Source organism: Streptomyces sp. NPDC003691, from assembly GCF_053981115.1.
This window is the reverse complement of the sequence record NZ_JBSFNQ010000007.1, coordinates 24,446-38,506: the sequence shown is the minus strand read 5'-3', so window position 1 is coordinate 38,506 and position 14,061 is coordinate 24,446. Positions and strand designations below refer to the sequence as shown.

Here is a 14,061-nt window from a genome sequence, read left to right as displayed (position 1 = left end):
CGTCCGGCCGTCCCGGCCGTGTTCAGCGCAACGACCGGCGGAGGACGGATGGACGGAGTGAGTGGATGGCCGCACTGTGGTCACGCGCCCGGCAGAGGTCGAGCGACGAAGTACTGATCAGAGCGCTCTACGAGGAACACGGCAGAGCCCTCCTCGCCTACGCCCAGCGCCTCACGGGCGACCGGGCGGCGGCGGAGGACGTCGTCCAGGAGACGCTGATCCGGGCCTGGAAGCACCATGAGTCGCTGACCAACGGCAAGGGCTCGGTCCGCGGCTGGCTGCTCACCGTCGCCCGGAACATCGTCACGGACCGCTGCCGGGCCCGGGCGGCCCGCCCCACCGAGGTCGCGGAATCCCCGGCGAACGGCCCGGTCGAGAGCGACCATGCGGAGGCCGTCGTCGACTCGATGGTCGTCCTGGAGGCGCTGGACCGGCTCTCCGCGGACCATCGCGAGGTCCTGGTCGAGCTGTACTTCCAGGGCCGAACGGTCACCGAGGCGGCAAAAGTGCTCGGAATACCGGCAGGAACGGTCAAATCACGATCACACTATGCACTGAAGGCATTGAGAGAGCTGTACACCGGGAACGGTGAACCGGAGAACCCCGAACGCAGGAGCCGGCTGGTCGTAGTGAAGGAGGCGGCGGCATGAGCATCCAGCAGCATGACAGCGCACTGCTCGGCGCGTATGTGCTCGGCGCCCTCGACGCGGAGGAGAACCGCGAGATCGAGGCCCATACGGCCGGTTGCGAGGGCTGCCGGACGGAGGTCGAAGCGCTGCGGCAACTGGAGGCCACCCTGGGCGAGCTGCCGCCGGAGGCCTTTCTCGACGGTCCGCCCGAGGGCGGCGATCTGCTGCTCCAGCGGACCCTGCGCCGGGTCCACGCGGAACGCGGGCGGGCCGAGACCCGCCGCCGTACCCTGCTGGCCGCGGTGGCGACGGTGGCCTCGGTCGCCGTGCTGGGCGCGGGCTTCTATCTCGGCCGGGGCGCGCAGGACGACCGGGTCAACGAGGCGCGGCCGCCGGTGGCGACGGGCCCCGTCGTCCCGACGCCGCCCGCCGGAGTGCGTGTCGCCTCCGCGACCGACCCCGGCACCGGCGCCACGATGGCGGTACGGCTCACCCCGGCCGCCGACTGGGTCCGGGTCAACGCCGCCGTCGGCGGGATCCCCCAGGGCGAACTCTGCCGCATCCTGGTGGTCTCCGGGAGCGGGAAGACCGAGGTCGCCGGGAGCTGGACGGTCGGCAGCGCCGAGAAGGGCGCCAACCTGGACGGCTCCGCCGCGATCCCGGCGAAGGACGTCAGGGAAGTCGTCGTGGAGAACGCCGCGGGCAAACGCTATGTGGTGGCGCGCATGGCCTAGGCAGTCTCTTTGGGCCCGGTCCCGGCACCTGTTTTCGGCCGATGGTCCGAAAAGTCATTGCCCCGGCTTCCGCCCGCCGTGAAGGGTGTGGCGCATGATGCACCTAACGGAAATAAGCGGAATGGCGCGACAGGTGAACGAGGCCTGGCAGTCGCCGGTCGCCGACGCGGTCGCCGCGCCCTGGGGGTTCGCCCCCGGGGCCGCGCGCTGGTGGCGGTCGAGCGCTTCGCACGTCTTCGTGGTCCCGGAGACCCCGGAGCCGGGCGAGGCGGTCTATCTGCGGTTCGTGCCCGAACGGTACCCGGCCTACGGGAAGTTCGGCACGGTCGCCGCGCTGATGGAGCGGCTCTACGCCGGCGGGCTCGACATCACCCGGCCGGTCAGGTCCGCCGCGGGGCGGCTGGTGGAGACCGTGGTGACCCCGCTGGGGACCATGCGTGCCATGTGCCTCGCCGGGGCGCCCGGCGAGGAGATCGAGGCGGCGGAGCTGACCGGGGCACAGGCGCGGGCCTGGGGCGCGCTCCTCGCCGGTACCCACACCGCCGCTGCCGGTCTCACCGACGGCCTCGGGCACGCCCTCGACGGGATCGCCGGGACGGCCCGGCTCCATACGGCGGACGCCGAACTGGCCGCCGCCGTGGCGAAGGTCGCGGCGGCCGTCGGCGCGCTGCCGCGCGATCCGGAGACGTACGGCGTCGTCCACGGCGACTTCGAGCTGGACAACCTCGCCTGGGCGGGGGACGCCCCGACCGCCTTCGACTTCGACGAGGCCGCGCTCTCCTGGTACGCGGCGGACATCGCCCACGCGGTCCGCGATCTCACCGACCGGGGCCGCCCGGATCCCGCCCGCGCCGGGCTGCTGGACTCCTTCCTCGCCGGGTACCGCGAGGTCCGTCCCCTGCCGGGGGCGACCGAGGCGGAACTGCGCCTTTTCGCGGGAGCAAATGCCGCCCGCGGCCTCGCCGAACTGCATCCGGTGCTCGCGACCCTCGACGAGGGCCGGCCCGACGACCTCGACAAGCTCCGCGACCGTCTCACCCGGCACCACGGCGAACAGCGCGCGATCGTGATCACGGCGGCCGCGGCCTTGTAACCTGCGCTCGACGTGCGGCCATCGCCGGACGCCGGTACTCAGGGAGTGACGACGCCGAGGAGCGGTCGATGCCGGAGACGAGCGGTGCCAGCGGTACGGGCAGTACGGGCAGTACGGGCGGTACGGACTGGGAAGGGGTCGACGATCTGCGGTACGCGGACATCGGCGACACCTCCCTCGCCTACCGCGAGGCGGGCAGCGGTGAACCCGTCGTCCTCGTCCACGGCGATCTCAGCGATCTCCGGACCTGGGCGCCGCAGCTGGAGCCCTTCGCCGAGCGGTACCGCACCATCGCCTACAGCAGGCGGTACGCCCGGCCCAATCCCGATGTACCGCCCGGCACCGCCAATCCGATGCAGCGGCATGTGGACGATCTGGCAGCGCTGCTGCGGGTGACCGGCGCCGCCCCGGCGCATCTGGTGGCCAACTCCTGGGGGGCTTTCATCGCCCTGCTCACCGCGATCCGGCACCCCGGCGCGGTGCGGTCCCTGGTGCTGGAGGAACCGCCCGTCGTCCCGGTGTATCTCAGCGAGCCGCCGCGCCCCGCGGAGCTGGCGCGGCTGGCCCTGCGGCCGCGGACGCTCGCGACGCTGGCGGGCTTCCGGCGCCGTACGGTCGATCCGGTCGCCAAGGCGTTCGCGGCCGGGGACGACGAACGGGGCATGGAGATCTTCCTGCGCGGAGTGATCAACGAACGGGCGCTCCGGAGACTGCCGCAGGAGCGGCGGACGCAGTCGCGGGAGAACCTGTCCGCGCTGAAGGCCGGGCTCTTCACCGCCGGGTTCCCGCCGCTCGACCCGGCCGATGTGCGCGGGGTGCGGGTTCCGGTGCTGCTGGTCACCGGCGAGGACAGTACGGCCGTACTGCCGATGCTGAGCGAGCGGCTGGCCGAGCTGCTGCCGCGGGCCGAGCGGATCCGGATCCCCGGCGCGTCGCATCTGATGCACGAGGAGAACCCTCCGGCGCTCAACGGGGCGGTGCTGGACTTCCTGGCGCGGCACGGCGGCTGACCGGAGGCGGGCGGCCCCGGGGCCGCCCGCCCGGGCCGTCAGGAGCCGCCGGTGTACGCCGCGAGATGGCGGGCGGTCAGGGTGTCCCCGCGCTCGACCAGCTCGCGGGGGGTGCCGGTGAAGACGACCTGGCCGCCGTCGTGGCCGCCGCCCGGGCCGATGTCGACAATCCAGTCCGCGTGGGCCATCACGGCGAGGTGGTGCTCGATGACGATGACCGAGTTCCCGCCGTCCACCAGCCGGTCCAGCAGGGCCAGCAGCTTGTCCACATCGGCCATATGGAGACCGGTGGTGGGCTCGTCGAGGATGTACGTGGACGACTTCTCGGCCATATGGATGGCGAGCTTCAGCCGCTGGCGCTCACCGCCGGAGAGGGTGTTCAGCGGCTGCCCGAGCCGGATGTAGCCGAGGCCCACGTCGTTGAGCCGGCCGAGGACGGTATGCGCCTGGCCGGAGGGGAAGAAGCCGTACGCCTCCGCGATCGGCATCTCCAGCACCTCGCTGATGTTCTTGCCGCGCAGGGTGTAGGTGAGGACCTCGGGGGTGTACCGCCGGCCCTCGCACTGTTCGCAGACGGAGGCCACTCCGGCCATCATCGCCAGATCCGTGTAGATCAGGCCGACGCCGTTGCACGCCTGGCAGGCGCCCTCGGAGTTGGCGCTGAACAGGGCGGCCTTGACGCCGTTCTCCTTCGCGAAGGCGTTACGGACCGGGCCCAGCAGGCCCGTGTAGGTCGCCGGGTTGGAGCGGCGGGAGCCGCGGATGGGGGACTGGTCGGCGACGACCACGCCCTCGCGGTTCGAGAGATGGCCGTGGATCAGGGAGCTCTTCCCGGAGCCCGCGACACCGGTGACGACCGTCAGCACGCCCAGCGGCACATCCACCGAGACGTTCTTCAGATTGTGGAGCACGGCGTTCTCGACGGAGAGCCTGCCCTTCGCCGTCCGGACGGTCTCCCGGAGCACCGTCCGGTGGCCCAGATGGCGGCCGGTGAGGGTGCCGGAGGCGCGCAGCCCGGCGACGTCGCCCGCGTATCCGACGGTCCCGCCGTCGGTGCCCGCGCCGGGGCCGAGGTCGACGACATGGTCGGCGATCGCGATGACCTCGGGCTTGTGCTCCACGACGAGCACCGTGTTGCCCTTGTCGCGCAGCCGGAGCAGCAGACCGTTCATCCGCTGGATGTCATGGGGGTGGAGTCCGGTCGTCGGCTCGTCGAAGACATAGGTGACATCGCTGAGCGGTGAGCCGAGGTGCCGGACCATCTTCACCCGCTGGGCCTCGCCGCCGGAGAGGCTGGAGGAGGTGCGGTCCAGGCTGAGATAGCCCAGGCCGATCTCCACCAGGGAGTCCAGCAGCCCGCCGAGGCCGGCGAGCAGCGGGGCCACCGTGGGGGCGTCGAGCTTGCGCACCCACTCCGCGAGATCGCTGATCTGGAGCGCCGAGCACTCGGCGATGTTGAGACCGCCGATCCGGGAGGAGAGCGCCGCCCGGTTGAGGCGGGCGCCGTCGCACTCCGGGCAGGTCCGGAAGACCACGGCCCGGTCGACGAAGGCCCGGATATGGGACTGCATGGCCTCGCGGTCCTTGGCGAGATACGTCCGTTTGATCCGGGTGATCAGGCCCTCGTACGACAGATTGCTGCTGTCGACCTTCACCTTGGTGAGCGGCCGGTGGAGCAGGTCGGAGAGTTCCGTCTCGTCGTAGTCGGCGACCTTCTTGTCCGGGTCGAAGAAACCGGAGCCCGCCATGACCTTCCACTGCCAGGAGTCGACGGCGAAGCCGGGGACCACGATCGCGCCCTCGTTCAGGGACTTCGACCGGTCCACGATCTCGTCGGGGTCGATATCGGAGACCCGGCCGATGCCCTCGCACTCCGGGCACATGCCCTCGGCGTTGTTGAAGCCGAAGTGGTGGGAAGGGCCGACATGGGGCTCCCCGAGGCGGCTGAAGACGATCCGGAGCATCGTGTAGGCGTCGGTGGCGGTGCCCACCGTGGAGCGGGAGTTGGCGCCCATCCGCTCCTGGTCGACCACGATCGCGGCGCTCAGATTGCGGAGCGCGTCCACGTCCGGACGGCCGACGGGAGCCATGAAGGACTGGATGAAGCTGGTGTACGTCTCGTTGATCAGCCGCTGGGACTCGGCCGCGATCGTGCCGAAGACCAGGGAGGACTTCCCGGAGCCCGAGACGCCGGTGAAGACGGTCAGACGCCGCTTGGGTATGTCGACGGAGACATCGCGGAGATTGTTCTCGCGGGCCCCGCGCACCTCGATGACGTCATGGCCGTCGGCGAGCGCGAAATCGCCGGGACCGGTCCCGGCGGGGCCGCTGCTGTGCTGGTGGATCGTGCCGTCGGCGGGCATGGCTGGACTCTCCTCGGGCTGGACTGGGGGAGTGCGCGGGACGGCGGCGGGCCGCGCCGCGCGCTCGGGAATCTGCACCCTACCTCAATTGGATACACTGTACGCAGATTATGCGGTGATGCGGGAGACGACGCGGGTATCCGGCGGCGGGGCACCGGACCGCCGGTCAACTCCCCGGTGGCAGCGCCGCGGAGGTGGTGAAAAACTGGCAGAGGGATGTACGGCGGGGGATGTGCCCGCCCGGGTTCCGGGTCCGGGAGACCACAGGAGCTGGTGCCCATGTGCGCCGCGACGTCCATGAACGGGCAGACCGTCTCCCTGCTGCGCCGCGAGGACATGGCGGTCCTCGACTTCACCTTCGACAACGTCAGCCGCTCCGGCGCCGCCGGAGCGGTCGTGCTCACCCCCACCTCGCCCGCACTGCCCGCTACGGTCACCGTGCACTTCCCGCCGCAGTCCGTACTGGAGCAGGTCGACGTCTCGTACACCGGCACGGTCAAGCGCGTGCGCTACGCGGGCGAGAGCACCCTCACCTTCCGGATCCCGGCCGGGGGCAGTGTGCCGTTCACCGCGGACGGGCTGCTCGGCTGGGCCGGGCTCGCGCCCGCCGGGGCCCGTCTGGAATGCGTCTGGGGCCTCTTCCTCGGACCCGTCACCGGCGATGTCGTCTGGCGGCACACCACCACTCCGGTACAGGGCGGCGGCGGGGCCGTCGGACTCTGGCACACCCGTATCGCGCCCAAGGCGTCGACCATGGTCCGGGGCGGTCCCGTGGACTTCAGGAGCATCGCCCCGGCCCGGGCCGGGCAGCCCGACTACGACAGCTCACTCACCCCCGTCAACCGGCAGCAGATCACCGCCGCCGCCGACGCGAACCGGCCGGTCACCGCCGACAACCTCACCCTGACCGCCCTCGGCGCGAGCGTGGACCTGGCGGGGAAGTGGGACCCGGCACTGGGCCTCGGCGTCACGGCCTACCAGCACCGGGCCACGGTCGGCCGGGACACCGCCGTCCAGGTCGACGAACGCGGCCATCTGCTGCCCTTCGGGTTCCCCGTCCAGGTCACCTCCCGTACCGAACGCCGCCTCGGCACCGGACTGGTGAAGCACTACCGGCTGACCGTACTCATGACCGAGATCACCTACGACGGTGTCGCCGCCCTCCCGGACGGCGGCCGGGCCTTCCCCTTCAGCCGCATCCGGCTCAACCGGCCCGTCGATACCGAGTTCACGCCCTCCGACGCCCTCGGCACCGCCGGCTACTGGCTCAACCGGCCCGACGCACCGTCCCAGCGGATCCTCTTCGACATCACCGCCGAGGACCGGCTCGGGCACCGCATCGAACTGACCGTCCCCTTCGTCTTCGTGTACGGCCATCTGTCGCACAAGCCGGACGAGCTGGCGGGCGCGCTCAGCCTCTACGAGGGCATCGCCAAGGATCTGCCACTGCCCGCCACCGGCCGGCTCACGCTCGCACCCGTCCAGGGCAGCAGCTCCGAAACCTCCACGGTCGAGGTCGCGGACCTCCGTATCGGGGCCCGGCGGTCCGCCGCCCAGCCCGCCGCCCTGCTGGCCGCCGGACGGCTCGGCGCGGTACCCCGGCTGCTCTCCGTCGGCGCCCGGATCCCGGCCCTCGACGCCATGACGCCGGGAGCCGCAGCGGCCGGGACCGTCCGCAGACTCACCCTGGACCCCGACTACATCGCGAGCGGCCTCGCCGCCACCCACCAGGTGTACGCCGCCCTCCAGGACCCGGTGAACTTCACCCCGCCACCCGCAGACTCCGGCGGGGTCGCCGCCCTCGGGCTCCCGGTGCGCGGGCTCTCCGCCGGCACCGGACTCGTCGGCGGCTCCCTGACCGCCGTCAAGTCCGGCACGTTCAACCCCGGCGACTACCTCAAGCCGTCCGCGTCCGGTGTCACCCTGCCCACCCGGCTGCTCGGCGTCATCGACCTGACGAAGCTGGTGCCGGACAACCTCGGCATCACGGGCGACGGCACCACGGCCCCCCGGATCCTCACCACGGTCGAGCGTTCCGCGGGGGGCACCGGGCCCCCGGTCTGCGTCCGCACCGAACTGACCTGGCTGCCCCCGGTCGCGGGCCGGAAGGTGCCACCCCTGACCATGAAGTCCGACGGGGCCCTCGCACTCCACGGCACCACCGTCACCCGGTTCGACGGCACCCCGCCGGTCTCCGAGGTCAGCGGCGAACTCCGCAACTTCACCCTCGACTTCGCCGGAGTCCTCGCCATCGCGTTCGAGCGGCTGGCGTTCACCGTGAAGCCGGGCGCCGCACCCGTACTCGACGCCCGGATCCGCGACGTCGGCTTCGCCGGTGACCTGGCCTTCCTCAACAAGCTCCGCGAATATCTGCCGTCCTGCGCGGGCGGCCCCCGGGTCATCACGAGCCCCGACGGAATCGAGGTCGGCTACGGACTGGCCGTCCCCACCGTCAACGCGGGCATTTTCCTGTTCCAGAACCTGACCCTCTCCACCACGGTCTTCCTGCCGTTCACGGAGACGCCGGTCCGGGCCGGGTTCGCCATTTCCTCCCCCGACCACCCCTTCCTGGTCACCGTCTCCCTCCTCGGCGGCGGCGGCTGTTTCGCCGTCACCCTCGAATCCGGCCGGGTCCGCACGCTCGACGCCCAGCTCCAGTTCGGCGCCGCCGCCGCTCTCGACCTGGGCGTCGCCAGCGGCTCCGTCTCCATCACCGCCGGGATCGCCATCCACCTCGAAGCCGGGAAGTCGAAACTGACCGGCTTCTTCCGGGCCGTCGGCGCCCTCGACGTCCTCGGTGTCATCACCGTCTCCGTCGAGTTCTATCTGGAACTCAGGACCGAACAGGTCCCCAAGCCCGGACTCCCCAACCAGAGCCGTACCGATGTCGTCGGCGAGGCGTCCGTGACCGTCCGGGTCCGGGTCGCGGTCTTCTCCCAGTCCGTGACCCTGACCGTCAGCCGCCGCTTCGGCGGCGGCGGAGACCCCTCGTACGCCGACGCTTTCCCCACCGCGGGCGCCTGGAGCCGGCGGTGCGCCGCCTACGCCGATATGGAGAACGCCGTATGAGCGGGACCGAGCGGGTGACCCTGATCTGGACCCTGCTGCCGGACCCGGCGGTCACCACGGCCCCGTCCGGCACGATCCCCCTGACGCTGATCATCAGCATCCGGCTCTCCACCACCCGGGGCGACCCGCCCGGTACCGCGATCCTCCCGCTCTCCGCCTATCCGGCCGTCGCCGACTGGCCGTCCTTCGCCTACGAACCCATGAACGTCGTCATCGGGCAGAAGGACGCGGGCGGTGTGACCGTCACCAGAAGCTGCGACGCCCATTTCACCGGCGGCCCGCCCGATCAGGCCCTGTGGACGGCGCTGTTCCCGCCGGAGCTGCCGGTCGACCCCTTCGTCTTCGATGTACAGCTCGAACGAGGGGCAGCCTTCCGGTCCTACCCGGCGGCCGGGGTCCGGCAGGCGACGCGCGATATCTACACGGGCCTGCTGCCCCCGGAACCCGAAGGCCGCCGGTCCAGGAGCACGGCGGAGGAATGGGCGGACATCGACCGGCTGGTCCGCCGCGTCGGCGGCTACGACGACCCCTTCCGCGATTCCGTCCTCCACCGCGAACTGCTGCGCACCGGCGCCCTCGCCGACGACGACACCCGCGACTCCGAGGGCTGGGCCCGGCTGGCCCAGTTCCACCGGCCGCTGCACCCCCCGCCGGTCCGCCGGACCAACCCGTTCCTGCGCGAGGGAGGGACCCCGTACGAATTCCATGCCCTGCTCGCCGCCCTCGCGGACCACGGTGGACTGCTCCATCCGCTCCACCTCGTCCGGCAGTTCACCATCGACCTCGGGCCCGAGCCCCTGCTCGACAAGGCGTGCACCCTGCGCGCGGACCCCTCGCACCAGGTCAGCCTGAAGAGCTACCGCCCCCTCACCGGCTGCGTCGCGCGCTCCGGCCGGATCGGCCTGGCCGACAAGGACGGCCAGGCCGCCCCCGTCGTCCTCCCGCTCGACGACACGGACCGCTACACCCCGATTGACCACGACGTCGACGCGGGCGCACTCGCCCTGCGGTCGTACGCCGCCGGACTGCGGGACCTGCCCCGCGATGAGCCGCCGCCACGGCTCAAGCCCCCGGCCCTGCGCTCCGACGGCATCCATGTCGACGAGACGGACCGCCAGATCTCCTTCGGGAAAGTACTGGCCAGGGCCGCCGAGATCGACGAGGACATCAGGGCGGACCACGACGACGGCGACAACATGGTGATGGACGCCGCGACCGTACAGCAGGGCATCCGGGTCGACGTCTTCGACGACGGCTCCCGCCGCTGGTACCCGCTCTGCCGCCGCACCGGCCACTACACCGTCAAGGGGCTCGCGAGCCCGCTGCCCGTCGACGACGAGGGAATCGTCACCGACGCCGTCACCGAAGGCACCGACGACGACGGCAACACCGTCCGGAACCTCACCCAGGCGCTGTTCCGCTGGAACAACTGGAGCCTGGTCGCCGAACCCCCGGGACGGACCGTCGGCCTCGATGGCAGCGTCACCGACCCCGCCCCGCAGCAACCGCCCGGTCTCCCCTTCACCGCCACGATGAGCTGCCCCGACGGCACCCTCCCCGCCCTGCGCTACGGGCGCGGCTACCGCTTCCGGGCCCGGGTCGTCGACCTCGCGGGCCGCAGTCTGCCCTTCACCCGCGACGCCGCGCCGGGCGACCACGCCACCGCACTCCTCACCTATGCCCGCTACGATCCGGTGCCCGCACCCGTCATCGCGCTGCGGCGCCCCGTCGGCGCGGGGGAGACACCGACCGTCCTGGTCGTCCGGACCGACAACGCCGGGTCCGGTACGCCCACCACCGGGCAGCCCTGCGAACGCCATCTGCTGGCGCCCAAGGCCGCCCTGGAGACCATCGAGCGCCACGGTGTCCTCGACGTCCCCGGAAAGCACCGCACCGACCCCGGCGTCCACGGGCTCCTCACCCAGTACGACGCCGGAAGGATCACTGGCACGCCCGATCCGGGCGCGGGCGGCAGCCCGTACCTCGACACCGACACCACCGCCCTCCCGTGGCTGCCCGATCCGCTCGCCCGGGGCATCGCCCTCCACGGTGTGCCCGGCACTCCCGAACTGCTCACCGCCTGGCCCGCCGGAGGCCCCGGCTGGTACGCGCGCCTGCCGATGCGGCTGATCGTTCAGGCCGGGCCCATGAACAGCACCGTGTCCACCGCCGTGGCCGACCTCGCGGCCCGGACCGTCCGGGTCACCCTGGCCCCGGCGGCCGACTTCCCGGCCGTCCTCAGCTCGCTTCTCGCCGCGGGCGACGAGGAACTCCTCGGCCCCTGGCGCTGGTACGCCGATACCCCCGGGCTGCCCGCCGCGGACCTGGCGGCCGCCCTGGCCGCGGCCCGCTCGGGGCGGCTGGGGCAGCTCACCCCCGCGACGGACCTCGTCTTCGTCCACGCCGTACGCTGCCCCGTCAAGGCACCGGTCTTCGCCGGGGCGCGGATCCTGCGCGAACCGGGCGCCACGGCGTATCTCCTCGACGATCCGTCCATGAGCGTCCACGGCGCCTCCACCCTGACCGTGCACAGCGAGACGTCGTGGACCGACACCAACGACGACCCGGGCCTGCCGAAAGCGAAGGACGCCCCCTCGGCCGCCGTGCTCCGGCCGCCGGCCGAAACTGCCGCGAAGCTCTCCGGACCCGGCGGACCGGCCCTGACGGCCCTGCCGTTCCGGGCCCGGCACGATCCGGGCGACACCCGGCACCGGCTCGTCACCTTCACCCCCGTCGGCACCTCGCGGTTCGTGCCCTACTTCATGCGCCGCAGCACCGTCACCCTCCCCGCGGACCTGGGAACCGCCCTGGTCCCGGGCACGGTGACGGTCCGCGCGTCCGTACCGGCGCTCACCGCCGCCGCCACTCCGGCACCGCCGGGCACCACCTACCGGGACGGGCCGGACTACACGGTCGACCACAAGGCGGGGAAGATCACCCGGACCGGCGGAAGCACGATTCCGGACGGGAAACCGGTGGAGGTGTCCTACGCGGTACCGCCGGTGACCCGCTCCGGCCCCCCGGTCACCCTCCATGTCCCGTCGACCGTCGCGCCGCCCGCGCCCGAAGTGCACTCCGTGCTGCCCGCCTTCAACTGGTCGCGGACGGTGACCGGGAACACCACCGTCAGCATCCGCGAGGAGGGCTGGGTCCGCGTCCATCTGAAACGGCCCTGGTACGCCACCGGCACGGGCGAACTCCTCGGCGTACGCGTCGTGGGGACCGCGACTCCGTCCCACGACCGGGAGTGGGCCACCGCCTGGGCCATCGACCCGATCCGGCCCGGCGCGTCGATGGGACCGCCGAACGATCCCGTCGGTTACCCCGGACCCGACGATCTCACCGGTTATACGACCGATCTCGACCTGGGCTTCGCGGGACACGTTCTCGGCTACCCGGTCGAGTACGACGAGCAGCGGCAACTCTGGTACGCCGAACTCCGGTTCAAGGGCACCAACTACTACCAGCCCTTCGTCCGGCTCCGGGTCGTCCGCTTCCAGCCCGATTCGCTGACCTCCCCCAAGGATCTGCGGCTCTCCCCGGTGGCCGACGCCGGATTCGTCCAGCTGCCCGCCTACCGGCGCGCCCGCACCGAGGTCGGCGGTACCGCCGCCGGCTCCCCGGTGAAGGTGACGGTCGTGGGGCCCGCGCCGCTCGACGGCCTGGACGGACTGACCTCGGGCATCACAGCCGTGGTGCAGTTCCGCAGCACCAGCCTCCTCGACGAGGCCGGCTGGCTCACCGTCGAGGACCATCCGCCCGTCCCACTGGTCAAGGATCCCGCGGGCGGCGCGGTGGGTGTCTGGAAGGGGGAGGCCCACCTCCCGGCGAAGGTCGGGGAGCGGGCCATGCGGGTGCTGATCAGGGAGTACGACATCCAGGCCGACGGCCCCGGCGGCGAGCAGACGAAGCGCATCTCGTATCTGGACACGGTTCCGGTCCCGGAGTGACGCTCCGGGACCGGGAGGGTGTCGCGCGACGGTCACGCGACGGAGGCTCAGATATCGCAGGTCGCGCTGATCCGGATCGGGGGATCCACCGTGATCGAACCGTCGAACTGCCTGCATCGCCGCTCGCTCATGGTGCAGCCGTCGGCGTCGCAGTAGAGCCGGTCCCAGCACTCCGGCGTGTACTCGCACTCGCTCACGCACGGGCCCATGCATTTGTTCATGCAGGCGGTCGGGTTGTACTTGTGCTCGCACTGCGACCAGCATTCGTGATGGCACTCCCGGCCGCAGTCCGTCAGGGCGATGCGGAAGCCGTCCGCTCGGTACGGGGCTGCCGTGAATCCCGGCATGTTCACCGTTCTCACCTCTTCCTCCGGGCCTTCCGCTCTCCTCACCGGGCGCCCGTCACAGCGAGGGCGCCAGCGGGGTGAGCAGATAGGGGTACAGATAGCGGGTGTCGACCAGGGCCGACCAGCGCTCCGTCAGATCCGTGCCGCGCCGGGTGAACGACAGGGTGAAGCTCACCACGCCCCGGTCACCCCCGACGGCCGCCGGCCGGACATCGATCGACGTCAGCGCCGAATCGGCGGCGAACGCCTCGAACGTCTTGATGTACAGCGCCGAGTACCGGCAGGTCAGATAGTTCGCGGCCCGGTCCTCCGGGGTGGCGCCCGCGTTCTCGGCCACCGCCAGCAGCTTGGTCAGTACCTCGTCCGCCGTTCGCCGGAACCGTTTGGCCGGCATGTCCTTCGGTTTCTCCACGGCGCTCACGAGGTCGGTCCGGTCGAACGAGTACAACTGCTCGAACTCCACCAGCGGCAGCGGGCGGCCGCCGCAGCCGGCGGGCGAGACCGGCTCCCGCACCCCGATCAGTACATCGAGGTCGAGCGGAGTCGGCTGCGGCCGTACCGCATCGATGATTTTGTCGAAATCCTCCGGCCAGCGCGGCCGGACCGTGTACGTCTCCACGCCCCGTACCGAGAACACGTACTGCAACTGCCGGGCCAGATAGCGGTTCTCCGGCAGGTCCAGCACCGTATGGAGAGTCTCGGTGTCCGTCCGGCCCCGGGTGTCGGCATGCCCGGCGGCCTGCGCGAACTCCTTCTCCACCCCGGGGTCGGGGAAGCGGCAGCTCATCCGCCCGATCGCATAGACGAAAGCGGGCTCCGGCGGCCGGAGCACCTCCTCCGGCAGGGGGGCGTCATCGCTCATGGCA

9 protein-coding genes are annotated in these 14,061 nt (G+C 71.8%); 6 read left to right on the top strand and 3 right to left on the bottom strand.

Annotation, left to right across the window (positions count from 1 at the left end; translation table 11 throughout):
- Nucleotides 1–65 precede the first annotated feature (65 nt).
- The 4 genes from ACWDR0_RS05525 (at nt 66) to ACWDR0_RS05510 (ending at nt 3,466) form a co-directional block, all read left to right on the top strand.
- Entirely contained in the window at nt 66–650 is a 585-nt protein-coding gene (locus ACWDR0_RS05525) for a sigma-70 family RNA polymerase sigma factor (protein ID WP_456350322.1), read from the top strand.
- Nucleotides 647–1,363, top strand: coding sequence for an anti-sigma factor family protein (locus tag ACWDR0_RS05520; protein ID WP_456350321.1), 717 nt, complete (start codon nt 647–649; stop codon nt 1,361–1,363). Before ACWDR0_RS05525 ends, ACWDR0_RS05520 begins: the two co-directional genes overlap by 4 nt.
- 121 nt (nt 1,364–1,484) lie before the next feature.
- Nucleotides 1,485–2,456, top strand: coding sequence for a phosphotransferase enzyme family protein (locus ACWDR0_RS05515; protein WP_456350320.1), 972 nt, complete (start codon nt 1,485–1,487; stop codon nt 2,454–2,456).
- 68 nt (nt 2,457–2,524) lie between these two features.
- Nucleotides 2,525–3,466: an alpha/beta fold hydrolase gene (locus ACWDR0_RS05510; RefSeq protein ID WP_456350319.1), complete on the top strand. Its 942-nt coding sequence runs from the start codon at nt 2,525–2,527 to the stop codon at nt 3,464–3,466.
- A 38-nt stretch (nt 3,467–3,504) separates the two neighbouring features.
- Here ACWDR0_RS05510 and ACWDR0_RS05505 read toward each other — a convergent pair whose 3' ends face one another.
- A complete protein-coding gene (locus ACWDR0_RS05505) occupies nt 3,505–5,829 on the bottom strand; it encodes an ATP-binding cassette domain-containing protein (RefSeq protein WP_456350318.1) in 2,325 nt (774 codons plus the stop codon).
- 279 nt (nt 5,830–6,108) lie between these two features.
- Between ACWDR0_RS05505 and ACWDR0_RS05500 the strand changes: the two genes are divergently transcribed.
- Both ACWDR0_RS05500 and ACWDR0_RS05495 read left to right on the top strand, forming a co-directional pair.
- Nucleotides 6,109–8,898, top strand: a complete 2,790-nt coding sequence (locus ACWDR0_RS05500) for a hypothetical protein (RefSeq protein WP_456350317.1) — start codon at nt 6,109–6,111, stop codon at nt 8,896–8,898.
- On the top strand, nt 8,895–12,848 hold the full coding sequence (locus ACWDR0_RS05495) for a hypothetical protein (protein WP_456350316.1): 3,954 nt from the start codon (nt 8,895–8,897) through the stop codon (nt 12,846–12,848). Before ACWDR0_RS05500 ends, ACWDR0_RS05495 begins: the two co-directional genes overlap by 4 nt.
- A 47-nt stretch (nt 12,849–12,895) precedes the next feature.
- Here ACWDR0_RS05495 and ACWDR0_RS05490 read toward each other — a convergent pair whose 3' ends face one another.
- Together ACWDR0_RS05490 and ACWDR0_RS05485 are read right to left on the bottom strand one after the other, a co-directional pair.
- A complete protein-coding gene (locus ACWDR0_RS05490; RefSeq protein ID WP_456350315.1) occupies nt 12,896–13,201 on the bottom strand; it encodes a hypothetical protein in 306 nt (101 codons plus the stop codon).
- A gap of 49 nt (nt 13,202–13,250) precedes the next feature.
- Nucleotides 13,251–14,057 carry a cyanobactin maturation protease PatG family protein gene (locus ACWDR0_RS05485; RefSeq protein ID WP_456350314.1) on the bottom strand — a complete coding sequence of 269 codons (807 nt, stop codon included), beginning with the start codon at nt 14,055–14,057 and terminating at the stop codon, nt 13,251–13,253.
- Nucleotides 14,058–14,061: the final 4 nt, after the last annotated feature.